22 protein-coding genes and 5 tRNA genes are annotated in these 24,471 nt (G+C 60.1%); 15 read left to right on the top strand and 12 right to left on the bottom strand.

What is annotated here, in order from left to right; genetic code table 11:
* Window positions 1-301 precede the first annotated feature (301 nt).
* Window positions 302-916, top strand: a complete 615-nt coding sequence (locus PO860_RS07835; protein WP_272784482.1) for a hypothetical protein — start codon at window positions 302-304, stop codon at window positions 914-916.
* Between the two features lie 314 nt (window positions 917-1,230).
* On the opposite strand, the gene PO860_RS07830 is transcribed toward PO860_RS07835, so the two are convergent.
* Together PO860_RS07830 and PO860_RS07825 are read right to left on the bottom strand one after the other, a co-directional pair.
* On the bottom strand, window positions 1,231-3,186 hold the full coding sequence (locus PO860_RS07830) for an AAA family ATPase (protein WP_273885306.1): 1,956 nt from the start codon (window positions 3,184-3,186) through the stop codon (window positions 1,231-1,233).
* Entirely contained in the window at window positions 3,179-3,943 is a 765-nt protein-coding gene (locus tag PO860_RS07825) for a metallophosphoesterase (RefSeq protein WP_272784480.1), read from the bottom strand. The genes PO860_RS07830 and PO860_RS07825 overlap by 8 nt, the downstream gene beginning before the upstream one ends.
* A gap of 595 nt (window positions 3,944-4,538) precedes the next feature.
* On the opposite strand from PO860_RS07825, the gene PO860_RS07820 reads away from it, so the two are divergent.
* Window positions 4,539-4,820 carry a helix-turn-helix domain-containing protein gene (locus PO860_RS07820; RefSeq protein ID WP_272784479.1) on the top strand — a complete coding sequence of 94 codons (282 nt, stop codon included), beginning with the start codon at window positions 4,539-4,541 and terminating at the stop codon, window positions 4,818-4,820.
* 422 nt (window positions 4,821-5,242) lie between these two features.
* On the opposite strand, the gene PO860_RS07815 is transcribed toward PO860_RS07820, so the two are convergent.
* Together PO860_RS07815 and PO860_RS07810 are read right to left on the bottom strand one after the other, a co-directional pair.
* Window positions 5,243-5,319: transfer RNA gene (locus tag PO860_RS07815), tRNA-Arg, on the bottom strand.
* Window positions 5,320-5,376: 57 nt separating this feature from the next.
* A complete protein-coding gene (locus tag PO860_RS07810) occupies window positions 5,377-5,682 on the bottom strand; it encodes an ETC complex I subunit (protein WP_273885305.1) in 306 nt (101 codons plus the stop codon).
* A gap of 654 nt (window positions 5,683-6,336) precedes the next feature.
* Between PO860_RS07810 and PO860_RS07805 the strand changes: the two genes are divergently transcribed.
* Window positions 6,337-6,413: transfer RNA gene (locus PO860_RS07805), tRNA-Pro, on the top strand.
* A gap of 70 nt (window positions 6,414-6,483) precedes the next feature.
* Here PO860_RS07805 and PO860_RS07800 read toward each other — a convergent pair.
* Both PO860_RS07800 and PO860_RS07795 read right to left on the bottom strand, forming a co-directional pair.
* Window positions 6,484-6,972: a DUF192 domain-containing protein gene (locus tag PO860_RS07800; RefSeq protein WP_275038236.1), complete on the bottom strand. Its 489-nt coding sequence runs from the start codon at window positions 6,970-6,972 to the stop codon at window positions 6,484-6,486.
* Window position 6,973: 1 nt separating this feature from the next.
* Window positions 6,974-7,552, bottom strand: a complete 579-nt coding sequence (locus tag PO860_RS07795; RefSeq protein ID WP_010067665.1) for a cold-shock protein — start codon at window positions 7,550-7,552, stop codon at window positions 6,974-6,976.
* 194 nt (window positions 7,553-7,746) lie between these two features.
* Here PO860_RS07795 and gloA point away from each other — a divergent pair, with 194 nt between their 5' ends.
* The 5 genes from gloA to PO860_RS07770 all read left to right on the top strand — a co-directional run bounded on the left by gloA (window position 7,747) and on the right by PO860_RS07770 (window position 10,097).
* Entirely contained in the window at window positions 7,747-8,187 is a 441-nt protein-coding gene (gloA, locus tag PO860_RS07790; protein ID WP_003539134.1) for a lactoylglutathione lyase, read from the top strand.
* A 174-nt stretch (window positions 8,188-8,361) separates the two neighbouring features.
* A complete protein-coding gene (locus PO860_RS07785) occupies window positions 8,362-9,423 on the top strand; it encodes a YcbK family protein (protein WP_430523303.1) in 1,062 nt (353 codons plus the stop codon).
* A gap of 198 nt (window positions 9,424-9,621) precedes the next feature.
* Window positions 9,622-9,696 (top strand) — tRNA-Glu (locus PO860_RS07780).
* Window positions 9,697-9,769: 73 nt separating this feature from the next.
* Window positions 9,770-9,844, top strand: a tRNA-Glu gene (locus PO860_RS07775).
* A gap of 178 nt (window positions 9,845-10,022) precedes the next feature.
* Window positions 10,023-10,097: transfer RNA gene (locus tag PO860_RS07770), tRNA-Glu, on the top strand.
* A gap of 47 nt (window positions 10,098-10,144) precedes the next feature.
* Here the strand turns inward: PO860_RS07770 and recJ are convergent.
* From recJ to PO860_RS07745, 5 genes are all read right to left on the bottom strand, one after another.
* Window positions 10,145-11,947, bottom strand: a complete 1,803-nt coding sequence (gene recJ, locus PO860_RS07765) for a single-stranded-DNA-specific exonuclease RecJ (protein ID WP_183607485.1) — start codon at window positions 11,945-11,947, stop codon at window positions 10,145-10,147.
* An 80-nt stretch (window positions 11,948-12,027) separates the two neighbouring features.
* Complete coding sequence (locus tag PO860_RS07760) at window positions 12,028-12,273, bottom strand: hypothetical protein (protein ID WP_183607486.1); 246 nt, start codon at window positions 12,271-12,273, stop codon at window positions 12,028-12,030.
* A 161-nt stretch (window positions 12,274-12,434) separates the two neighbouring features.
* Window positions 12,435-13,760, bottom strand: coding sequence for a homoserine dehydrogenase (locus PO860_RS07755; protein WP_272784475.1), 1,326 nt, complete (start codon window positions 13,758-13,760; stop codon window positions 12,435-12,437).
* Window positions 13,761-13,821: 61 nt separating this feature from the next.
* Window positions 13,822-15,039, bottom strand: coding sequence for an LL-diaminopimelate aminotransferase (locus tag PO860_RS07750; RefSeq protein WP_097618882.1), 1,218 nt, complete (start codon window positions 15,037-15,039; stop codon window positions 13,822-13,824).
* Between the two features lie 221 nt (window positions 15,040-15,260).
* The gene (locus PO860_RS07745) at window positions 15,261-15,674 is read right to left on the bottom strand and encodes a hypothetical protein (RefSeq protein WP_183607488.1); all 414 of its coding nucleotides are present in this window, start codon (window positions 15,672-15,674) and stop codon (window positions 15,261-15,263) included.
* Between the two features lie 147 nt (window positions 15,675-15,821).
* On the opposite strand from PO860_RS07745, the gene phaC reads away from it, so the two are divergent.
* Window positions 15,822-17,681 (top strand): class I poly(R)-hydroxyalkanoic acid synthase, encoded by a 1,860-nt coding sequence (gene phaC, locus PO860_RS07740; RefSeq protein WP_183607489.1) that lies wholly within the window; start codon window positions 15,822-15,824, stop codon window positions 17,679-17,681.
* 206 nt (window positions 17,682-17,887) lie between these two features.
* Entirely contained in the window at window positions 17,888-19,234 is a 1,347-nt protein-coding gene (locus PO860_RS07735) for a DUF2778 domain-containing protein (RefSeq protein ID WP_183607490.1), read from the top strand.
* Window positions 19,235-19,275: 41 nt separating this feature from the next.
* On the opposite strand, the gene PO860_RS07730 is transcribed toward PO860_RS07735, so the two are convergent.
* A complete protein-coding gene (locus PO860_RS07730) occupies window positions 19,276-20,433 on the bottom strand; it encodes a pyridoxal phosphate-dependent aminotransferase (protein WP_183607491.1) in 1,158 nt (385 codons plus the stop codon).
* Window positions 20,434-20,641: 208 nt separating this feature from the next.
* On the opposite strand from PO860_RS07730, the gene PO860_RS07725 reads away from it, so the two are divergent.
* From PO860_RS07725 to aat, 5 genes are all read left to right on the top strand, one after another.
* Window positions 20,642-21,400: a DsbA family protein gene (locus tag PO860_RS07725; RefSeq protein WP_183607710.1), complete on the top strand. Its 759-nt coding sequence runs from the start codon at window positions 20,642-20,644 to the stop codon at window positions 21,398-21,400.
* Window positions 21,401-21,560: 160 nt separating this feature from the next.
* Window positions 21,561-21,998, top strand: a complete 438-nt coding sequence (aroQ, locus tag PO860_RS07720) for a type II 3-dehydroquinate dehydratase (RefSeq protein WP_183607492.1) — start codon at window positions 21,561-21,563, stop codon at window positions 21,996-21,998.
* A 20-nt stretch (window positions 21,999-22,018) separates the two neighbouring features.
* Entirely contained in the window at window positions 22,019-22,489 is a 471-nt protein-coding gene (gene accB / locus PO860_RS07715; RefSeq protein ID WP_183607493.1) for an acetyl-CoA carboxylase biotin carboxyl carrier protein, read from the top strand.
* Window positions 22,490-22,493: 4 nt separating this feature from the next.
* On the top strand, window positions 22,494-23,849 hold the full coding sequence (gene accC, locus PO860_RS07710; RefSeq protein ID WP_183607494.1) for an acetyl-CoA carboxylase biotin carboxylase subunit: 1,356 nt from the start codon (window positions 22,494-22,496) through the stop codon (window positions 23,847-23,849).
* A 7-nt stretch (window positions 23,850-23,856) separates the two neighbouring features.
* The gene (gene aat, locus PO860_RS07705; protein ID WP_183607495.1) at window positions 23,857-24,471 is read left to right on the top strand and encodes a leucyl/phenylalanyl-tRNA--protein transferase; all 615 of its coding nucleotides are present in this window, start codon (window positions 23,857-23,859) and stop codon (window positions 24,469-24,471) included.

The raw sequence follows: 24,471 nt of genomic DNA, 5'->3' as shown, positions 1-24,471 counted from the left end.
TTATTATGGGGAGCCCGAAAAACTGCCGTTCGATCTCGGTCATGTTCGGCATCCAACTCAATATAGCCTTACGCCGAACAGTCAGGACGGGTTGCGTCGACCGACGGCGGGCCTCTGCAATCGCGCCCGATCAAGAAGCGGAATCCAGCTCAACCGGCGCTGCCTTTCGATCCCATGCCGCTAAGGGTCGAACCGGCGCTGGCAAGCACACCCCGTGATGCTCAGGGGCCATTGCGAAAGCCTGTCATGCGTGCCAGATATTTTCCCATGTGTTCAGTCGTATTGATTTGAGATTGGTACCATGATCGTTACGGAAGAGGTGTTTTCGCGCTTTCGCGATAAAGGAAAGGTGCCGGTACGCAGTCTGCCGTCGAGCCTCTTTTCGCAGACAGGCGATCTCTTTTTCAAGAATGACGCCGCCCCGCTGTCCCAATTTCCGAACGATGTCCGCGAGGTTATACACGTGGTGCCCGTCTTAGCATTCTTGCAGACCGTCCCTCCACTTTCGGATGAACGTGAATGGATCGCGTTGCACCATCAATGTGGCGGATATCACTGTTTGGAGGTCGCGATGGTTGCGACAATTCTCACACCGAATGTGACGATCAAAGACAAGCTCGACCAAATCGGAAAGCAGTTCTACTTCGCACAACACGGAAACCTTGAGCCAGGCAACATGTTGGCGTCCTCTATTTCAGCATATTCGACAGCACTAAGCGCAATCGGCCTTGATTGCGAGTGCACATGGCGAAGGCTTTCAGAAGGGCTCTACCCTATCGATTGCACTCAGGAAAATCTCAACAAGGTCGCTTCCGATGCGCCCTCCCTAGATATGCTGGCAGATTGGCAGGGATTTACCCGGGTGCGGTACAGCACGGACCCAATCATCCTATTGCTGGCAAGCAATAGCGACTGATTGGCCGTCTCACGCGCTAGTGTGAGCAGCACACCGCTCACGTTTCATTGAAGGAGGGATGAATGTAATGATGACAAGTAACGCATTCCTCTCGAAGCGGACGACAGCGACAGGTGACAGCTTCTTGGCCTTCATCCGCTCCCCGCTCGGATAGCCGCTAGTCTTGTGGACGGACGCCACCGATCACGGCCGTCGCGTGGGCTCGGAAAAGGCGATCACCAGGACTGGTGGTGCTGGAAACATTCCCCGTACAAAACCTCAGCACGTCGGAGGCCGCCGAAATTGCTGAAAGCCTCACTGCGAAAGTGGCATGATCACGGATGGGGTGGTGGCGAGCGTCCAATGATAGAGGCTACGTCACCTCCGGAAAGTTGGCCGTTCTCGAGAAGAGCCTCGACGATCGCATCTAGCTTCGCCCGGTTTTCCGATACAATTTCTTCCGCGCGCTTCAATTGTTCCGTGAGAATGTCGTCGATCTCCTTGAGCAGATAAAGCTTGTGGTTCCGTAGATTTGAGAGGTCCCCGAACGCGGTTACGGGGTCGACAATTAGGCTACTTCCCATGCCGTGGCTGGCAACCAGGGAGGTTGCGATATCCGTCGCTTCAGCGAGATCAGAGGTTGGTGCGCCGCCTGAACCGTCTGCATGATCACCGTACGCGACTCGTTCGGCTGCTATCCCGCCGAGGAGCGTGGCGATATTACACAGATGGAAATCGCGAGTTCTTCGCTCCAGCACAGGAAACGCGTAGCTGGTTACCCCGAGGCTTCCGCTCCCTCCCGCCGGCATAAACTTGCGGACTGAAACCGATTTTACTTTGGCATAGCCCAAAACCGTAGCGACCAGAGCATGACCGGCTTCGTGCACCGCGACGGAACGACGATATGCCTCGCTGAGGACCACTATCGGGGGAAAGCAGGATAAGACCGTCTTCACCGTAAAGCTGGTGTTGGAGATGCGCGCTTTCCGCCTTGCTTTGCGAACCACCTCCTCGATATCAGCACCGGTCATTCCGTCAGTGAGATCGGAGAAGACCTCCTCCTCATCGATTGTCGGCACTGTGTCCGCGATCTGTATCAGAATCGCGATCCGATCCTCCGCACTTGGCAGGGGTATCTCCAACCTTCGCCCTAAGCGCCCTGATCGGACGATCGCCGGATCAAGCGCATCCCATTCGTTGGTTGCCCCGATGACGACCACGCCCTCCCTTCTCCGGGGATCGAGGCATTCCAGAAGTCCGTTGATCGCGATGCGCATGTATCGGGCGTTGTCGGATTGACGCTTGCTACGAGACCCGAAGGAGTCGATCTCATCTATGAACAGAATAGAGGGAGCCTTTTCTGCCGCTTCCGCGAAGGCGTCACGCATAGCTTTGAGCAAATCGTTCAGGTATCCCATGGACTGCCATTGCGCAGCGCTTGTTTCAACGAGATGAACTTCCGCCTCGAGAGCTAATGCCCGCACGAAGGTCGTCTTGCCAGTCCCGGGCAGTCCAGAAATCGTCGCACCACTCTCGATGTCTGACCATCCAACTCTGCCAGCCCCGAAGTCTTTCAGATCGCGGGCCAGCTCGAGTCCCCAAGTCTTTGCGGCACCGTAGCCCTGCAAGTCGGCAAGCTTTGCGACACCGCTCTTATGGTCTTTCGCCGCCGCTGATGGCGCTGCTGCCGATGCGGCTTCGCTCGCGAAACGCCTAAGCTTGTCAATCGCCAGGGAGTAGCTGCGACCGGGCCTGAATACCCGATCGAGTAGGTCCCAAGGAGTCTGAGTCACAAGCCCAAGCTCGTATTCGCCGGGCTCGGCCCCATACAGCGCCTTGATGGCGTTTCGGTAGTGCCTTTCGGTCGGAACCGAAATCGCCTGAATGAAGTCACCAATCGCGTGTACTTCCGGGAACGAGGCAAGCATTTCATAAGAGTGGATGAAGAGGAAATCCCGGGTCGGAAAGTCGCCGAGGTGAGCAAGCGCATTCTGGGTATTCTCCGCCTTCTCCAAAACGCAGAATCCGTAGCGCGCCTTGCTATCGTAAGAAAAGAATGACCTCGCCGCACGGACGAAGATGTCCATCTGTCCAGCGGGAACGATGAGAACAGCGACACGCTGGCTTAGGGTGCGCTTGAGAGGCCGCATCGCCCGAGCCACGGCAAAGAAGGCGACCAACAAGGGTAATGAGAATGCTTCCGTGGTGAGCTTGGTCGCAGGGAGGAAATATTCATCACGGGTAAGCGATCGAAATCTCTCGAGCTTGAATGGGCGCTTGATCTTAGACATCGATGATGAGGCCCGGGTCGAAATTGCTGACGCCTTCTTCCTGAGGGTACCCACGTGGATTGCAAATAACCCGGGTATCGCCAATCATGTAGTCGGCGCGCGCGTGAATGTGGCCATGGACCCACAGCTCGGGACGCAGATCGTGGATCAGGGGTTCGAGGTCGGAGGCGAAGTGGGGTGTCGCGGGGTCATTGCGATAGACCTCAGGGATCGATCTCATTGATGGCGCATGGTGGGTGACGACGACGGTCTTGTCCCAGTCTTTGTTCTTTGTTGTCTTTAGATATGCAACGGCGTCGCGGTGCATTCGGAAGACATCGATCGGTCGAAACCTCTGATAAGGCGACTTCCGGAACTTTATGCGCGCGAAGTCCATCATGAATTCTTCAGCGTGCGCCATTGATGGTTGGGGTGACCTAAGAAGACGATAGTCCGTCCAGAGAGTCGTACCGACAAATCGCGTTCCTCGAATGGCGACAGCGGAGTTCTCCAGGAAGTGGACGTTTTGCCAAGGCCTCTCGCCTCGTTGCCGCCGAGCGCTTTCGAGGTCCTCTTGGACGCTCGAATAATAGAACTCGTGGTTCCCAGCAACGCAGACGACAGGCATCTGTTTGCCGATGTAAGTGAGCCAGTCGAGGGACGGCAGAATTCCATCAGTCCAGACGTCCCCAGCACAAATGGCTACATCTGCCTCAGGAATGACAAGCGGTCTTGAATCAAATTCAACATGGAGATCAGAGAAAATCCAGAGCTTCATATGATTTAGCTCACCTAATTGCAGATGACGAAGTCGTTCGGGAAAATTTAGCTAAATGCGAGCTGGCTCGCCGAGTCATTGACGCCCGCGGGCAGCCTGGTCCGCAGGGTTCATTTGGTCACCTAGCAGGTACCAACGGGAAAGCGTTCGGGCCGTTTTGTGTCGGTCATCCATAAAAAAGACTTCGCTTGTGAAGCCCGGCCTTCCGTCAGCGATATCTGGATGTCCTGCAAAGCGTCCTAGCAAACAAGGGACGGTTCGCTCTCCGATAGACCAGTTATCAAGATAGACGTAGCTCGTAGGCAAGAATCCTTTTTTTCCCACTGCCTCCAAATCGTCAGCACGCGACCGCAGCTGATCAATCAAATCCCGCCGGGACCTTCCGAACCAATGATGGGCATAGTTTACGGTCATCTGAGCCTCACCGAGTAAACGTCCGTTCACAGCCAGGCGTTAGGCCTGACGCTTCGAATCGAGTGTTTTCGTTTCTAGAATGACGTCTTGTCTACAGCGATTAATTACCGATTTCAATAAGCATAACTACCTTTTTTAGGTAATCTTTGACAATTCACAGCGCAGCTCGTTCTTAGCTTAGATGGAGACCATCTTACCTGGAGACTTAATACGTGCTGCCCGTGCCTTGCTCGGCTGGAGTCAGGAAAGGCTCGCTGTGGAAGCCGGCATTACGGCTAAGTCTCTTCGCGACATCGAGTCAGGAACGAGACGCCCCACAAGGAAGACAAACGGACAGATACGCGCGGTCTTCGAACGCGAGAATGTTCAGTTCATTGCGGCGAACCATGACGGAAACGAAATCATCGGGACTGGCGTCCGTTGGCGTCCAATGCAATCGAACATGACGATCAAGATAATCTGACAGTCGAGCCCCAGCAGAGCATGTGTCCCGCATATTTGCCGGCTCAGCCTCCAAACCAGCGCTGATTTGGAGTGCTCCAAACACTCCACGACGAAAGCTACCGCCGACTTGGGCTCAGCGTCCGTTAGCCCCTCCGGCGGGCCGCCCGAGACCACGACAGGCATTTCCGGGCCTCCGATAGGCATCTTGTCGCGACTTCTTTTCGCGCGCGCTTTGCCAACGCCGTCGTGGCTCTCTTTTTTATCGGCGCGGTTCGTCGGTCGAGGGAGACTCGTTTGCCGGTCAGCGCGATCTATGAACTCCGGGATTTTTTCGGGAACTTACGTTCTTGAGAAGGGATTTCCGAGCATCACGGCTCCCGTTCAAACGACAGGAGCCGTGCCTAGCTTTCAATGATTTCCCTACAGGATCAGAGGGTTAATTGGCGACCCCTGCAGGAATCGAACCTGCGACAACCTGCTTAGAAGGCAGGTGCTCTATCCAGCTGAGCTAAGGGGCCGTCCGGCGGTCGCGTTCAGGGAGCGCGACCGGATGCGGCAGTTCTGGACGAGAAATCTCAATGCGTCCAGGGCTGTGTACGGGTATAGCGGAAATTATCCGGATAGGCGACAACCTGGCGGACCGGGTCCTTCGGCGCGATGACGCGGTATTCGATGCCGTTGCGCTGGGCATAGGCTTCGGCCAGTTCCTGCGTTTCGAAGGTGAGTTTCACCTGCTGGCGCGTATCGCCGGAGGAGGTGTAACCCATCATCGGATCGATCTTGCGCGGCGACTCCTGATCGAATTCGAGCACCCAGAGATGGGTCTTGGCCTTGCCGGACTGCATGGCGGTCTTGGCTGGACGAAAGATCTTGGCAGACATGACTGCGGCGTCTCCGACTGTGCGGGCAGCGCCCGCCTTTCATGGTCTCGTTCCCCGCTGCCGGGGCTTTGCTTCGCCGCTAGACATAGCACGAAGAGATGAATTTTGCTTATCCGCGATTCCTCGGCTTTTCAAGAAAAAAGGCGGTACAGGTGCGCTGTCGATACCATCTCGATGATGAGGTGATGCCGCAGAAACATGGATATCGGCGGACAGGCCGGCTGCGGATATTCCCGCCCCTGTCAGCCGCCGCCTGAAGCTTAACGGTTCCGGCCGGTTGCGCGATATTACCGCCTGTCTCATGTTGTGATAACAACCTGATTGCCGCGGCCAGCCCTCGGCACTAGTTTACGGCTCAGCTAATTTCAGTGGATTTGCACGCATGATGAGACGTTCGGCGGAGTTCAATGCCATCGTGATAGGGGCTGCGATTACGGCGTTCTTCTACGTTGCCATCAGCTACGCCCAATATATCGGCCTGCTCGAACACGGCTGAGCAGCCTTCTGCTGACGTCCGGCGCGCCCGGCAGGGCAGACCGGCGGCCCATCACGATTTTTCTGTATGCATCCCAATATCAGGCGGGAATCTTCGGCCAGGGCTGGATTTATGGGTTGCGACGGCGAAGTGAACCGTGTATCTCCCCGCCCACGGCACGGAGTGTAGCGCAGTCTGGTAGCGCATCTGGTTTGGGACCAGAGGGTCGGGAGTTCGAATCTCTCCACTCCGACCATTCAATATCCCGATATTCTTGGATCTTTGACAGCCGGATCACGGCCCGCCTTGTCGGGGCGTGCGCGCCGTCACTTCGTCTTCTTCGTCGTCGTGGCGCTGACGATCCTGTCGCCCGGCTTGATTCCGAGTTTGGCGACGATGCCGGCATTGAGTTCGACGACATATTTCACCGGGCTCATCGAATCGATGATGTCGCGCGAATAAGGCGTTGCGTTTTCCTTGATGTGGCGGATCGTGCCGGTGTCGTCGGCAAATAGCATGTCGAGCGGCAGGATGGTGTTTTCCATCCACATGGTGACGCGCCGCGGCTCGTCGAAATCGAAGATCATGCCGGCATCATCGGCCATCACTTTGCGAAACATCAGTCCATAGGCGCGCTGATCGGGCGTCGAGGCGATCTCGACGGTGAAATGCAGCACCTTTCCCGCAGCGGTCTGGATTAGCAGCGGCTCCTTGTCGAGCCCCATCTGCTCTTCGGCCAGAGCCGGCAGGGCGACCATGAAAAAAAGCGCCAGGATGGCGCTTCTGATCGCATGAAACAGGACTGGACCGCGCATATCAATGCGACCGGCTGGCCGGGCTCGGAACGTCGGGATGGATCTCCGCGGCCATCAGGCCCTTCTCGCCGTCGCCGAAGCGGACAAGCACCACCTGGCCGGGGCGCAGTTCGGTCAGGCCGAAGCGGCGGAGCGTTTCCATATGCACGAAGATGTCTTCGGTGCCCTCGCCGCGCGTCAGGAAGCCGAAGCCCTTGGTGCGGTTGAACCATTTGACGAGCGCACGCTCGAGCCCGCTCGTCGCGGTCACCTGCACATGGGTGCGCACCGGCGGCATCTGCGAGGGATGAACCGCCGTCGACTGGTCCATCGAGAGGATCTTGAAAGCTTGGTAGCCGCGCTCGCGGCGCTGGATGAGGGCGACGATGCGCGTTCCCTCGAGGATCGTCTGGTAACCGTCGCGGCGCAGGCAGGTCACATGCAAGAGAACGTCCTGCATGCCGTTGTCGGGCACGATGAAGCCGAAACCCTTGGCGACGTCGAACCACTTGACGACGCCGGTGATTTCAACAAGATCGACCGCCTCTGCCGATAGCTCGTCAAGGTCGGAGTATTCGTTCGATGAAATCCTATCAGCCATTTCGCCAGCCCCTCGAATACGCGTCACACTGTTACGGTTAACTGATTCTTGAAATCAAGATTAACATCTTGGTAACGGATAAGCGCAAGTCCTAGTTTTCGGTTATTCCCAGCTGCACATTTTATAAAGATGACTTGCCCGAAGCTGACCTCGGCTCGCCGAAAAAAGCTAGCCCCAATAAAGGAGTAAATAGAATGCGTTATCTCCACACTATGGTTCGCGTCAAAGACCTCGACGCCTCGCTCGCCTTTTACACCACGCTGTTCGGGCTGGAGGAGATTCGCCGCCACGAAAACGAGAAGGGCCGCTTCACCCTGGTTTTCCTGGCCGCCCGCGACGATCTCGACCGTGCGCGCAGCGAAAAGGCTCCCTGCCTCGAGCTCACCTATAATTGGGACACGGAAGATTATAGCGGCGGACGCAATTTCGGCCACCTCGCCTATGAGGTCGACGATATTTATGCAACCTGCCAGAATCTGATGGACAACGGTATCACCATCAACCGGCCGCCACGCGACGGGAACATGGCCTTCGTGCGCTCGCCCGACGGCATCTCGATCGAAATCCTGCAGAAAGGCAGCCCGCTTCCGGCCGCTGAGCCCTGGGCCTCGATGGGCAATACCGGCGCCTGGTAAGGTTTTTTCCGCAAGGCTTTTGCGAGGCTTGCGGGTTTTTCGATTTCGGGTCCGGCCGGCGCCTTGGCGCTTGCCGCGATCCGACCCCGCAGGCAATCTCCCGGTGACTCGAAGCGGACGGCGGCGTTTTTCGCCCATTTTCCGCATTAACCGGAGACTGGTCGCTTGCCTAACATGCAAATGCGGATGCCCGTGACGGGCGCTTTGCTGATCGCCACTTCGGTGCTGGCGCTGTTGTCCGGCTGCGCGTCGGACAAGAAGGCGCTGGATTCCGCCGCGGTGGCGCCGGCGGCGCAAGCCGCCGCACCTGAGCTTGCCGCGGCAGCGCCTGCAAGCCCTGCCCCGCGTTCGGTCTATACCGATCCCCGGCTCGTCAATGTCTCCGGCGCTCAGGCCGCATCTCAGACCGTGGCAGCGAATCCGACTGCCGCTGCCCCGGCGGCCGATCCGGCGGCATCGGCGCCCGCCAACATCGGCGGGCTCGTCATGCAGTCGACCCGGATCAACGCCCAGGCGATGAGCATCTTTTCCGATCACCAGCCGGCGCTGCAGAACAACAGTACATCCACCGTCATTCAGCCGCAGGCCTATGCGCCGGTGGAAGGTGCAGTGCCCGCGAGAAGCAGCGTCTACAGCCAGCAGCCCGCACCAGCACAGCCGGCGGAGCCGGTGCTGCCGCAGCAATCCTCGCAGAATGGCAGCACGCAGCCTGCGCCGGTTCAAACAGCGTCGCTGGCGACCGGCAGCATTCCGACCTCGACTGTGAATGCACTCTACAGCGCGCCGAAACAGAACCTGCTCGGCAGCCTCACCGGCCTGCTGCAGAAGGCATCCCTGCCCGGCATGACGCGTATCGCGCCGAACGGGCTGCATCTTCAGAACGACAAGGTCGAAGTCGGCTGCTTCAAGCCCGACCTGCTGAACGTGATCAAGACGGTCGAAAGCCATTTCGGCCGGCCGGTTATCGTGACGTCAGGCTACCGCGACGAAGAGCATAACCGCCTGGTCGGCGGTGCTGACGAATCGATGCACAAGAGCTGCGAGGCAGCCGACATCCAGATCGACGGAGTCACGAAATGGGACATCGCCGCCTATATCCGCTCGCTGCCGAACCGCGGCGGCGTCGGCACCTATTGCCACACGGATTCGGTCCATCTCGATACCGGCAAAACCCGTGACTGGAACTGGGGCTGCGGCGGCAAACGCGCGCCGCTGACGACCGCAAGAGCGATCTGACGGCCGCGCGCTTTTCGCATCACGTTAGGGCAGCGCCGCCTCGCGCTGTTCAAGAAACAACCGGCAGCCTATTGATTCAGCTTCAATAATCGGCGTTTGCAACGCGGCAGGATTTCTTGTCATTTTTTTGAAAGAAAACTGCATTTGCCGCTTGCGGGATTCAAAACGCCTGACTATAAGGGCGCCACCACGAAGGAAGCGCCCTTCGTCTATCGGTTAGGACACCAGATTTTCATTCTGGGAAGAGGGGTTCGACTCCCCTAGGGCGTGCCACTTTCTCTCTATATAGAAGCCATCGCATCCGCTTGCAGAAGCCGGCGCGCGCGCCTATTTTAACGAATGGCTTGCGCCCTTCGTCTATCGGTTAGGACGACAGATTCTCATTCTGTAAAGAGGGGTTCGACTCCCCTAGGGCGTACCACCGGGCTTGAGCCAATGGCGCCTAAACCAGCCCGCTGGCCTATTTTTCCTGGTTCCCTCGCCTCACGATACCAAGTTTTTCCACAGCCGAAATAAATCGGCGAAAACGATGATTTTTTCGCGTCTTGGCGCTTGCGGCTTTCGAAGGTGCTGACTATAAGGGCGCCACCACGAAGGAAGCGCCCTTCGTCTATCGGTTAGGACACCAGATTTTCATTCTGGGAAGAGGGGTTCGACTCCCCTAGGGCGTGCCACTTCTTCTCTCTAAATTCCATGTCTTTCAAGCGGTTGCTCGACAGCCCTATTTCGCCGGCGCGGCATCGCAGACGCGCAGCTGAATGCGGCGCGCACCCTGGTAATGCTCGGCACTGAGCGAACCCGCGACATGCAGGCTGGCGCCGCGTGAATTGATGAGAAGATTGCCGAGCGGCGTATCGGCGGCGCGGAAGGCGATGCCGTCGAGCCGCGATCCGTCCATGGCCTCCAGCGTTACCTTCACATGTTTCTCGCCGACCAGGCGCGCGTCGCGGACGCGATGGGCCGGTACGGCAAAGAGCGGCTGGGCATGGCCGGAGCCATAGGGGCCGGCCGCCTCCAGGCGGTCGATAAGTTCGAGCGTGGCGCCGCTGGCGCCGATCGCCCCGTCGATCTTCAAGGTCTCGTTGGCGACGAGGTTTGCCACCGTCCTTGCCGACTTCTCCGTGAAGAAGGTCCTCAACCTGCCGAGATCGGCGCGCTCGACCGTCAGCCCCGCGGCCATGGCGTGGCCGCCGCCCTTGACGAGAATTCCCTCGTCGACTGCAGCCCGCACCATCCTGCCCATATCGAAGCCGTTGATCGAGCGGCCCGAGCCGGTGCCGCGGCCGGAGGCATCGAAGGCGATCGCGAAGGCCGGCCGTTTGAACTTCTCCTTCAGCCGCGCCGCGATCAGCCCGACGATGCCGGGATGCCATTTCTCATGGGCAGTGACGATGACGGAGGCGCCCTCGCCGTCGCCATATTCGGCGAGCGCCTCGGCTTCCGCCTCCTGCAGCATGACGGTCTCCATCGCCTGGCGCTCGCGGTTGAGCTCGTCGAGGCGCTGCGCGATCACCTCCGCCTCCCCGGCATCGTCGAGCGTCAGCAGGCGGCTTCCGAGGGCCGCGTCGCCGATCCGCCCGCCGGCATTGATGCGCGGGCCGATCAGGAAGCCGAAATGATAGGGCGTCACCGGGCCGGCGAGACCGGCCTTACGGAAGAGTGCCGCAAGCCCGGCATTGCTCTGGTGGCGGGCAGCGACCAGTCCTTTCACCACATAGGCCCGGTTGAGGCCCTTCAGCGGCACGACATCGCAGACCGTCGCCAGTGCGACGATGTCCAGCCATTGCAGCAGGTCGATCGCCAGGATCTGTTTATTGCCGGCGGCGCGCAGCAGCCTCAGCGTCGCGACCAGCACCATGAAGACGACACCGGCGGCGCAAAGATGCCCCTGCCCCGAGAGATCGTCCTCACGGTTCGGATTAACAAGCGCGTGGCAGGGCGGCAGCTCATGTGTCACCTGGTGGTGATCGATGACGACGACATCGATATTGCGCGCGGCCGCCGCCGCCAGCGCTTCGTGACTGGTGGAGCCGCAATCGACGGTGACGATCAGCTCAGCACCTTTGTCGATCAACTGGTTGATCGCCGCCGGATTGGGGCCGTAACCTTCGAAGACGCGGTCGGGAATGTAAATATTCGCCCTGACGCCGAAATGGCTGAGAAAGCGGAACATCAGCGCCGAGGAGGCCGCGCCGTCGACGTCATAGTCGCCGAAGATCGCAACACTCTCGCCGCGCTCGATCGCGCGCAGCAGGCGGGTTGCGGCCTTTTCGCAATCTGTCAGCTTATGGGGATCGGGCATCAGGCTGCGGATGGTGGGCTCGAGGAATTCGATCGCCTCGTCCACCGTCACGCCGCGCCCGGCCAGCACGCGGGCGATCAGATCCGGCAGTCCGTGAACCTGCGACATGGCGAGCGCCCGGTTCTGCCCGGCCTGGTCGAGCCGCGCCACCCAGCGATTGTCGAGCGCGGATTTCTCCACGCCGAGAAACGCGCGCTGTACCGGATCGACGGGATCTGCCATGCCACACTCCGCTGACTTCAACTACTCTTTCTACAGGAGCAGCGGAGATAACATAGCGGCGGATTTGCAGACACGGATTTTTACCAAAACACCGCCCAGATGATCATGGCAATGCCGGCGAACTGCACCAGCAGGAACGAAAACAGCGTCAGCAGAATGGCCCAGTTGCGGCCTTCCGTGTTTTCCTCATCGCCGTCAGCCTCGTCATGGCGCCCCTGACTGATATCACGGTGCGCCGGCTTGAGGATTTCCTCAAGCATATCAGGAGGGTCCGGCTGGTCGCATGGGCCGCCATACCCTTTCCCGGCATGGTTGTCCTTGCTCATGAAATTCTCCACGCCGGCGACTCACCATCTATGGTTTTATTTATATCAATATTTCGGTATTTGTTAATATAAACTTCCGTTAGGGAAGCTGAATATTCAACAGAAAAAACCGCCCTGCCAGAGGCAGGGCGGCTCAACCATTCCGAAACGGGTAGAAGGACTCAGCCTTCCTCTTTCGGACGTTCGATTCGAATCACCTGCGGCTCGCCGAAGAGATAACCTTCCGACTTGATCGAGGCGACGGCCTTGCGCACCGACTCTTCCATCGTCGCGTGAGTGACGAGAATGATCGTCTGGTGGTGCGACGGCGCCAGATGCTGTTTGGAGCGCTGGACGATCGATTCCAGCGAGATGTTGTTTTCGGCCATGCGGGTTGCGACGCTGGCAAAGACGCCGGTGCGGTCGAGCACGGTCAGGCGGATGAAATAGCCACCCTCGTGGCTCTGCATCTGCGCCTTGCGGTAGGGCTCCAGCGCCGATGCGGGATGGCCGAGAACCGGCACGCGCTGGGCGCCCGGCTGGCTCTTGGCGATATCGGCGATGTCGCCGAGGACCGACGAGGCCGTGGCGTTGCCGCCGGCGCCGGGGCCGACCATCAGCAGTTCGCCGAGCACGTCGGATTCGATCGCCACCGCATTGGTGACACCGTCGACCTGGGCAATGACCGAATCGACCGGCACCATGGTCGGGTGCACGCGCTGCTCGATGCCGGTATCGGTGCGCTGGGCAACACCCAGCAGCTTGATGCGATAACCGAGCTCGGCGGCGGCGTGGATATCCTCGATCGAGATGTTGGTGATGCCTTCGAGATAGATATCGTCGGCCGCGATTTTATTGCCGAAGGCGAGCGTCGTCAGGATGGAAAGCTTGTGGGCCGTGTCGTTGCCCTCGATGTCGAAGGCCGGATCGGCTTCGGCATAACCCAGCCGCTGCGCTTCCTTGAGGCATTCGGCGAAGGAAAGCCCCTCCTTCTCCATCTTGGTCAGGATGTAATTGCAGGTGCCGTTCATGATGCCGTAGATGCGCGAGACGGCATTGCCCGTCAGCGATTCGCGCAGCGCCTTGATGACGGGGATGCCGCCGGCGACCGCCGCCTCGAAGTTTAGGAGCGCGCCCTTCTCTTCCGCGATCGTCGCAAGCTCGACGCCGTGATAGGCAAGTAGCGCCTTGTTGGCTGTCACCACATGGAGACCACGCTGGAGTGCGGCGCGCACCGAGATGTTGGCCGCCCCTTCGGCGCCGCCCATCAGCTCGACGAAGACGTCGATATCGCCCTTTTCGGCAAGCTCTTCCGGCCGGTCGAACCAGGTAACAGCGGAAAGATCGATGCCGCGGTCCCTCGACTTGTCACGCGCGGAGACCGCGGTGATGGTGATCGGACGCCCGCAGGTGACGGCAAGTTCGTTGCTCTTCTGCTGAATGATGCGGACTAGCGAGGCGCCAACGGTGCCCAAGCCCGCAATGCCGATTTTGAGGGCATCTGCCATGGATCGATCCTGAAATATCTGGGTGGCGGCAGCCGCTTGAGGCGGCTGCCCAATGGTTGGATTAACGGTGCGCGTTCAGCGAAATGACGTTATGCATCGTTTCGTCTGCCGTCGACATGAACTTCTTGATGTTGCGCGCAGCCTGACGGATGCGGTGTTCGTTCTCGACAAGCGCCAGACGGACGTAGTCGTCGCCCATCTCGCCGAAGCCGATGCCCGGGGCAACGGCGACGTCGGCCTTCTCGACCAGCAGCTTGGAAAACTCCAGCGAGCCGAGATGGCGGAACTTTTCCGGGATCTTCGCCCAGGCGAACATGGTGGCAGCCGGCGGCGGCACGTCGAAGCCGGCCTTGCCGAAGCTTTCGACCATGACGTCGCGACGACGTTTATAGACATTGCGGACTTCAGCAATGTCGGAGCCGTCGCCGTTCAGCGCATGCGTCGCCGCCACCTGGATCGGCGTGAAGGCGCCGTAATCGAGGTAGGACTTGACGCGGGTGAGCGCCGCGATCAGCCGCTCGTTGCCGACGGCAAAGCCCATGCGCCAGCCGGGCATGGAGAAGGTCTTCGACATCGAGGTGAACTCGACCGTCACATCCATGGCGCCCGGCACTTCGAGAACCGACGGCGGCGGGACGTCGTCGAAATAGATCTCCGAATAGGCAAGGTCGGACAGCACGATGATGTCGTGCTTCTTGGCGAAGGCGATGACGTCCTTGTAGAAATCGAGCGTCGCGACAAAAGCCGTCGGGTTCGAAGGATAGTTGAGGATCAGCGCCAACGGCTTCGGGATCGAATGGCGGACCGCGCGCTCAAGCGGCGGGAAAAAGGTCTCGTCCGGCTCCACCGACATCGAGCGGATCACGCCGCCTGCCATCAGGAAGCCGAAGGCGTGGATCGGATAGGTCGGGTTCGGGCAGAGGATGACGTCACCGGGCGCCGTGATCGCCTGCGCCATGTTGGCAAAGCCTTCCTTGGAGCCGAGGGTGGCGACCACCTGCGTATCCGGGTTGAGCTTGACACCGAAACGGCGGGCATAATAGGCGGCCTGAGCGCGGCGCAGCCCCGGAATGCCCTTGGAAGAGGAATAACGGTGCGTGCGCGGATCCTGCACGACCTCGCACAGCTTGTCGACGATCGACTGGGGAGTGGGAAGGTCGGGGTTTCCCATGCCGAGATCGATGATATCGGCGCCGCCCGCTCGCGCGCTTGCTTTCAAACGGTTGACCTGTTCGAAAACATAAGGCGGCAAACGCCGGACTTTGTGAAACTCTTCCATTTCATTCCCCATGGAAAGGCGGCCTTTCGGGCCGCAGTCGAAGTTCGTTCCGTCTCCCGGCGGCTGCGACACGAACTTCAGAATCGCAACGCCGTATTCATCAGACCTAAGCCACGCGGCAAATCTTTGACGGAAAGGCCGCGTAACGCGCTTTATCGGGAAAATCGTATCTTCCGATCCTTGCCGAAGGCTTTGCGTCCAAATCGCTTGAAAGGCAAGGTCTATTTGGAGATTTCGGAGAGCGTATCCGTGCCATGTTCGGCGGCGAGGCGGCGCATTTCGGCGACCTTGGCCTGATATTCGGCTTCCGAGAGCGTGCCGGCCTTGCGCCGGGCGGCGAGTGCCGTCAGCTGATGCTGCAGTTCCGCCGCCTGCTCGTCGCTCATCTGGACATTGGCCGCCGTCAGCGGCGCGCCGAAATTCGGATAGCCGTCCGGCGACTTTGCCAGGCCGCCTTCGACCGCATCGCCTTTGGTCGCCGGCATGACGACGGCGGTCGGCGCCGCCCGCTTGGCGGCGGCCGCGGCTTTCTCTTCCGCCGTCAGATTGCATCCGGCAAGGGCCATCGCCACCGCGGCGCAGATCAATGCGGTGCGGTTGAAGGTTGCGATGCGCAAAATGCCGTTCTTCGTCATGCCTCAAAATCCAGTTCTGACTGCGTCGACTGTTAAATTTGTCGCAGCCACAAAGCAATAGCATGAGCCGGCGCGGGTGGAACTTGTTTTCTCGTTCGATCACGATGTACAACGAACGGATAAAAACAGTGCTGCCGCCGGGAGGACATGGTGACCGACAGCAAGCAGGAAAATGGCGGCCAGAAGAATGGCGGCAAGGCCGGTTTCGACGCGACTGATCTCGATCCCTATGTGTTGAAGGATCCCGAGGCCATGGCGATGAATTTCGCCCGGGCGCTCGAAAATCTCGGGCAAGCTGCCTCGGCCTGGCTTGCGCCGCGCAAACGCGGCGAGATCAGCGAAAGCACAGTCGATCCGATGACCGACATGGTCAAGACGCTTTCCAAGGTCAGCGAATACTGGATTGCCGATCCCCGCCGCACCTTCGAGGCGCAGACGCAGCTGATGTCCTCGTTCTTCGGCATCTGGATGCGCTCGATGCAGCGCATGCAGGGCACGCAGGGCGAGCCGCTGCCGCCTGAGCCCGACACCCGCAAGGACAAGCGCTTCTCCGACGAGGACTGGCAGAAGAACCCGTTCTTCGATTTTCTCCGCCAGGTCTATTTCGTCACATCGGACTGGGTGGAAAAGCTGGTGTCGGAGACCGATGGCCTCGACGAGCACACCAAGCACAAGGCCGGCTTCTACGTGAAGCAGATCACCGCGGCGCTTTCGCCGAGCAACTTCATCGCCACCAATCCGCAGCTCTACCGCGAGACGATCGCCAGCAGCGGCGAAAACCTGGTGCGGGGAATGAAGATGCTGGCCGAGGACATCGCCGCCGGAAACGGCGATCTTCGCCTTCGCCAGACCGACATGACGAAATTCGCCGTCGGCCGCGACATGGCGCTGACACCGGGCAAGGTGATCGCCCAGAACGACATCTGCCAGATCATTCAATACGCGGCTTCGACCGAAACGGTGCTGAAGCGGCCGCTGCTGATCTGCCCGCCCTGGATCAACAAATTCTATATTCTCGACCTCAATCCGCAGAAATCCTTCATCAAATGGTGCGTCGACCAGGGGCAGACCGTCTTCGTCATTTCCTGGGTCAACCCGGATGCGCGTCACGCTGGGAAAGACTGGGCGGCCTATGCCCGTGAGGGCATCGATTTCGCGCTCGAGACGATCGAGAAGGCGACCGGCGAAAAGGATGTCAACGCCGTCGGCTATTGCGTCGGCGGCACGCTGCTGGCCGCGACGCTGGCGCTGCATGCCAAGGAGAAGAACAAGCGCATCAAGACCGCGACACTCTTCACCACGCAGGTCGACTTCACCCATGCCGGCGACCTCAAGGTCTTCGTCGACGAGGAGCAGCTTGCAGCGCTCGAAGAGCATATGCAGGCGGTCGGTTATCTCGACGGCTCGAAAATGTCGATGGCCTTCAACATGCTGCGCGCTTCCGAGCTGATCTGGCCTTATTTCGTCAACAGCTACCTCAAGGGCCAGGATCCCCTGCCCTTCGACCTCTTGTTCTGGAACGCTGATTCGACCCGCATGGCGGCGGCAAACCATGCCTTCTACCTGCGCAATTGCTATCTCAAGAATGCGCTGACGCGGAACGAGATGATCCTCGACGGCAAGCCCATATCGCTGAAGGATGTGAAGATCCCGATCTATAATCTCGCCACGCGCGAGGATCACATCGCGCCTGCCAAGTCGGTCTTCGTCGGCAGCCGGTTCTTCGGCGGCAAGGTGGAATTCGTTGTCACCGGCTCGGGACATATTGCCGGCGTCGTCAACCCGCCCGACAAGAAGAAGTATCAATATTGGACCGGCGGCCCCACCAAGGGGGACTACGAGACCTGGATCGAGCAGGCAACCGAGACTGCTGGATCCTGGTGGCCGCACTGGCGGGCCTGGATCGAGACGCATGACGACAGGCGCGTGCCGGCGCGCAAACCCGGCGGCGATGCGCTGAACGCGATCGAGGAAGCGCCGGGAAGCTATGTGATGGAACGCACCTGAAAAGGCCCTGCGCATCTCTTTTTGAGACACCGCGCGAAAGAGCGACCGGCGTAAACAAATTAGAAACCATAATTCGTCATCCTTGCGAAACAGTCGGAAGTCGCGAGCGGTCTAAATTCGGCCCACTTGCGCCTTTACCGGCCCCGGCGAAGTGTAGACAGTCAGTGCCGCCGGCCTGCGTAGCGAGTTTGAAAGACGAGTGTAGTATGGCGTTTGCGGTCGGGTCGTTCAACGACGTCACCCCTCTTGGCGGATCTGCTTTTCGTTTGCGCAGATCTCGCGGCTTTCTTTACGGCGTCGTCGGCGCCGGATTTCTGACCTCCACATGGTTGATCGCGACATTCGCGACAATGCATTCAATCAGCGTTCCCGCTTCTTCGTCCGACAGCTTCACGCAAGTCGCATCGGCGCCGAAGCCCAAGCCGGCGACGCACCACGAACGGCTGGTCCATGTCGGCAAAGCCGACCGGCTGGCCGCCTTCAACGCCAAGCCGGTCGTGCCTCTGACGGCCGAGCTCGTGCGATCACACGCGCAAAAGACCGACGCTGCCGCGATGGCATCGCTGGCGCTTGCAAAGAATAATCGCATCGTCACGCCTGCCGCACCCCCGGTCGCCATTGCCACCGCAACACCTTCCGAGCCCGCGACATTCGTCAAGGACGACAGCGTCGCGCCACCGGTCGAGCTTGCGCAGGTTGAGACGCAAGGGGACAGCGACGATCGTATCATCATTCCTTCCAAGGAAGCCGTCGCCGCCGTCGAACTCCCTGCCCTGCTCGCACTCGCCGACGCCGGACCGCAGCAGATTGCGCCGGCCCCGGTCGAGCCGGCCGCGCCTGCGGCCAGGGCGGCGTCACTGCCGCAGGAAAAACCTGCGCCTGTAGAAGTTGCCGAGGCCGAAGAGCAACCGCCCTTCGATCTTGTCCTGGCGCCGGACGAAGGCTCCGTGCCGCTGCCGATGGCGCGTCCCGATGGCCTCGTCGGCAAACCGGCACCGGCCGCCAAGGGTTCGCAGCGCGCCGGCGCGCCTGCCCTTGCCTACGCCCAGCCGAACTCGCCGATCGAGGACGACGCGGACGATGCCGTGCCGCGCTACGACAAGCCGGTCTTCTCGCCGAAGCTGCGCGCAGGCGTTGCGATCTACGACATCGAGAACAGCACTGTCTATCTGCCGAACGGCGAGAGGCTGGAAGCCCATTCCGGCCTCGGCAAGATGCGCGACAACCCGCGTTATGCAAACCAGAAGATGCGCGGACCGACGCCACCGCACACCTACGCCCTCACCATGCGCGAGAGCCTTTTCCATGGCGTCGCGGCGATCCGGCTGACGCCGCTCGAGGGCTCGGACGCCATCTATGACCGCGTCGGCCTGCTCGCCCACACCTACATGCTCGGCAAGAACGGCGATTCCAACGGCTGCGTCTCCTTCAAGGACTACAAGCGCTTCCTCGCCGCCTATAGGCGCGGCGACATCAAGCAGCTCGTGGTGGTGCCGCGACTGAACAACAAACCGGCTTCGACACTCGCCTCGCTGTTTTCGTCGCGCAGCTGACGGATTAGAAGAGTTCGCGGCCGGTTGACCGGCCGCGACAGCTATTTCAACCAGGCTGCGATTCGCTCTACCGCCTCGGCGATCTCGGCTTCCGAGCCCGCGTAGGACAGACGCAGGGTCCGATGTCCTTCGAGCGGATCGAAGTCGAGACCGGGCGTTGCAGCGACGTCGATTTCCGCGAGCATGCGTTTGGCAAAACCCATGCTGTCATTGGTGAAGCGGGTGACGTCGAGATAGGCATAAAAGGCGCCGTCCATCGGTGACGCAATCGAAAGGCCGATCTGCGGCAGGCGCCGCATCAGCAGCTCGCGATTGGCGGCATAACTTGCCTTATAGCGATCGAGTTCGTCGCCGGCGCCAAGAGCGGCGGTGGCTGCCATCTGGGAGAGTTCGGGCGGGGAGATATAGAGGCTCTGCGCCACCCGCTCGATCGGCCGCACCAGGCGTTCTGGCAGCACCATCCAGCCTATCCGCCAGCCGGTCATGCAATAATATTTGGAGAAGGAGTTGATGACGATCGCCTCGTCGGTCAACTCGAGCGCGCTCGCCTCCTCGCCGGCGAAAGTCAGCCCGTGATAGATCTCGTCGGAGATGAAGGCGATGGAATGAGCCGCGCAATGATCCGCAAGCGCCTTCAGCCCATTGCGACCGGTCACCGTGCCGGTCGGGTTGGCGGGGCTTGCGAGCAGCACGCCTTTCAGCGTCACGCCGCTTTCCTTCTGCACCGCCTCGAGGCTCTCAGGCGTCAGGGTAAAGTGAGTCTCGGCTGTAACAGGCACCTCGACCACCTTCAGGCCCAGCGCTCCGAGAATATTGCGATAGGCGGGATAACCGGGTCTTGCGATCGCCACCGCATCGCCGGCATCGAAGAGCGACAGAAAGGCGAGATTGAAACCAGCCGAGGAACCTGTGGTGATGGCGATCCGCATGGGGTCGATCTCCAGGCCGTGGCGATCCCTATAGTGCCGGGCAAGTGCCGATTTCAGCCGTGCCGTGCCTAGCGCATCGGTATAACCGATCCGGCCTTCGGCAAGGGCTTCGCGCGCCGCTTCGAGGGCCGCCTGTGGGGCGGGATGCGAGGGTTGACCGACGGCCATCGAGATGACGGGGTGACCGGCCGCCCGCCGCTTCGTCGCCTCCGCCAGCACGTCCATGGCATGAAAGGGCTCGACTTCGCTGCGTTTCGATATGGAAAACAAGATCGCTTCTCGCTCGGCTTCTTCGATGATGGCCAGACAATTGCCGCATTAATCGGCTCATCACAATCCCGCGAGGGCGGCGCGGCGGTGAAAATTCCTGTTTGAGCAGAACTCGACGCGCCGTACCTTGACGCGACGCATTCAAGTCCATAACCCGGCCAACGGTCTTCTCGACCAAGACGACCACATTGCCGATGACGAGGATATCATGGCCTTCTTCTCGAAAAGCTTTACCGCACTGGCGCTTGCCGCATCGATCGCTCTTCCGTTTCCGGCGGCAGCGCTCGACGACCAGCAGAAGAAGGAGTTCGGCGAATTCATCAAGCAATATCTGATCGAGAATCCCGAGATCATGCTCGAAGTCCAGGATGCACTGCAAAAGAAGCAGGAAGCCCAGCGGCTGGTGAAGGCCAATATGGCCATCGATGAGAACACCGCCGACATCTTCGATTCGAAGAACGACGTCACGCTCGGCAATCCCAAGGGCGATGTCACCGTCGTGGAATTCTTCGATTATAATTGCAGCTACTGCCGTCACGCGCTTCCCGACATGCAGGCAATGCTGAAGAAGGACAAGAACGTCCGCTTCGTGCTCAAGGAGTTTCCGATCCTCGGGCCGGATTCGGTCGCCGCCCACAAGGTCGCCGACGCCTTCCGCAAGCTGGCGCCGGAGAAATATGCCGATTTCCACGTCGCCCTTCTCGGCAGCGAAGGCCGCGCCTCAGACGAAACAGCGATCGCGGTTGCCACTTCGCTCGGCGTCAGCGAGGATAAGATCCGCGCCGAGATGGCCAAGAGCCCGAATGACGGTATCGTCCAGGCGACCTACCAGCTCGCCTCCAGTCTCGGCATCAGCGGCACGCCATCCTATGTGATCGGCAAAGAACTGGTGCCGGGCGCCGTCGGGCTCGACGATCTCGAAGCCAAGGTCAAGAACATGCGCAGCTGCGGCAAGACCGCCTGCTGAGCAGAGAGCCGCCGATCGGCCGCCCATCAAATCGCCAAAATCGAAGCGTTTCAACCATGTGGACAAATGTGGCGCGATTCCGACTGGCCAATCCGTAAGGGCTTTCAATCGGCCTTCGCGGAGTCTATAGGTTGCCGTCGTACATTTTTCGGAACATTCGATGACGCAAACGATTTTTGTCCTGAACGGCCCCAACCTGAACATGCTGGGCAAAAGAGAGCCCGGCATTTATGGCGGCAAGACGCTGAAGGACATCGAAGCGGACTGCAAGGCGACCGGCCGCGAACTCGGTTTCGATATCGATTTCCGTCAGAGCAACCACGAAGGCACGCTTGTGGACTGGTTCCACGAGGCGGACGAAAAGGCTGCCGGCGTTGCCATCAATGCGGGCGCCTACACGCATACATCGGTTGCGTTGCATGATGCGATCCGCGCGATATCAGTTCCCGTCATCGAACTCCACATATCCAACGTGCATGCACGGGAAGAATTCCGCCACAAGTCGATGATCGCGCCGGCATGCAAGGGCGTGATCTGCGGCTTCGGGCCTCACAGCTACATCCTGGCGCTCCACGCGCTGAAGAACATCACGGCATAAAAAGAAGACAGGGCAACACCATGGCTGAAAAGAAATCGGGTATCGATCAGGCACTGATCCGCGATCTCGCCAACATTCTCAACGAGACGGATCTGACCGAGATCGAGGTCGAGCAGGACGATCTGCGCATCCGCGTTTCGCGCAACGGCGCGACGCAATACGTCCAGGCGCCGATCGCAGCGCCGGCCTTTGCGCCCGCAGCCGCCGCACCGGCGGCAGCTGCTGCCGCCCCGGCCGCAGCTCCCAGCCGCAACCCCGCAAACGTCGTCAGTGCACCGATGGTCGGCACCGTCTACATGGCCCCGGCTCCGGGCGCGCGTCCCTTCATCGAGATCGGCGCGACCGTTAAGGAAGGCCAGACGTTGATCATCATCGAAGCGATGAAGACGATGAACCAGATCCCTTCGCCGAAGTCAGGCAAGGTGACCGAAATCCTCGTCGATGACGGACATCCCGTCGAATACGGCCAAGCCCTCGTCGTCATCGAATAGGCCCATGCCCATGATTTCGAAAATCCTCATCGCCAATCGCGGGGAAATCGCCCTTCGCGTGCTCCGGGCCTGCAAGGAGCTTGGCATTGCCTGCGTCGTGGTTCATTCCACCGCCGACGCCGATGCCATGCATGTGCGCCTTGCCGACGAAAGTGTCTGCATCGGCCCGCCGTCCTCGCGCGAGAGCTATCTCAATATCCACCAGATCGTCGCCGCCTGCGAGATCACCGGCGCGGACGCCGTGCATCCGGGCTACGGCTTCCTGTCCGAGAATGCCAAGTTCGCCGATATTCTTGAAGCCCACGGCATCACCTTCATCGGGCCGACGGCGGACCACATCCGCATCATGGGCGACAAGATCACCGCCAAGACGACGGCACTGGAACTCGGCATTCCCGTTGTTCCGGGCTCTGACGGCGAAGTGAAGACCGAAGAGGATGCGGTGAAGACGGCCGCCGAAATCGGCTATCCCGTGCTGATCAAGGCCACGGCCGGCGGCGGCGGACGCGGCATGAAGGTCGCCAAGAGCGAGGCCGACCTGATCGAAGCCTGGTCGACGGCGCGCACGGAAGCGGCAGCCGCCTTCGGCAACGATGCCGTCTACATGGAAAAATATCTCGGCAAGCCGCGCCACATCGAGATCCAGGTGTTCGGCGACGGGGAAGGCAATGCCATTCATCTCGGTGAGCGCGACTGCTCGCTGCAGCGCCGCCATCAGAAGGTCTGGGAAGAAGCGAATTCGCCGGCGCTCAACGTCGAGCAGCGCATGAAGATCGGCCAAATCTGTGCCGACGCCATGAAGAAGCTGAAATATCGCGGCGCCGGCACGATCGAATTCCTCTACGAGAACGGCGAGTTCTATTTTATCGAAATGAACACCCGACTGCAGGTGGAGCATCCGATCACCGAAGCGATCACCGGCATCGACCTGGTGCATGAGCAGATCCGCGTCGCCTCCGGCGGCGGTCTATCGGTGACGCAGGACGAAGTGCATTTTTCCGGCCACGCCATCGAGTGCCGCATCAATGCCGAGCACCCGCGCACCTTCGTGCCCTCGCCCGGCACGATCACGCATTTCCACGCGCCGGGCGGTCTCGGCGTGCGCATCGATTCCGGCGCCTATCAGGGCTACAAGATCCCGCCCTATTACGACAGCCTCATCGGCAAGCTGATCGTGCACGGCCGGACCCGCGTCGAATGCATGATGCGCCTGCGCCGGGCGCTCGACGAATTCGTCGTCGACGGTATCAACACGACGTTGCCGCTGTTCCAGGACCTCGTCTCCAACCAGGATATCGCCAACGGCGATTACGACATCCATTGGCTGGAACACTACCTCGCCAACACACCGGCGGCATAGGACAGGAATGGCAGGATCGCGCAGGAAATCACCAGGCATTACCCCTGACATCCTCCTGCGCGCCTATTCCATCGGCCTCTTCCCGATGGCCGAGTCCGCCGACGACCCGGAGATTTTCTGGGTCGAGCCGGAACTGCGCGGCGTGTTGCCGCTCGATCATTTCCACGTGTCGAGGAGCCTTGCCAAGACGGTACGCAGGAACCCCTTCGAAATCCGGTTCGATCACGCTTTCGATCAGGTGATCGCGGCCTGCGCCGAGGAGACATTCGGGCGCCCGAGCACCTGGATCAACAGGACGATCCGATCGCTCTATTCGACGCTCTTCGACATGGGCCATGCCCACACCGTCGAAGCCTGGGACGGCGATGAACTGGTCGGCGGCCTCTACGGCGTCTCGCTCGGCTCCGCCTTCTTCGGCGAAAGCATGTTTTCGCGCCGGACGGATGCCTCGAAGATCTGCCTCGTGCATCTGGTCGAGCGGCTCAGGGAAAGAGGCTTCACCCTGCTCGATACACAGTTCACCACCGAGCACCTGAAGACGTTCGGAGCGGTCGACGTGGCGAAAGCCGATTATGCCCTGATGCTGGCCGCGGCGATGGAGTCGCCGCACCTTAAGTTTTAG

The sequence above is a fragment of the Rhizobium binxianense genome (genome assembly GCF_028994275.1).
In the GTDB taxonomy this organism is placed as follows: Bacteria; Pseudomonadota; Alphaproteobacteria; order Rhizobiales; family Rhizobiaceae; genus Rhizobium; species Rhizobium binxianense.
This window is presented reverse-complemented; position numbering and strand designations above follow the sequence as displayed.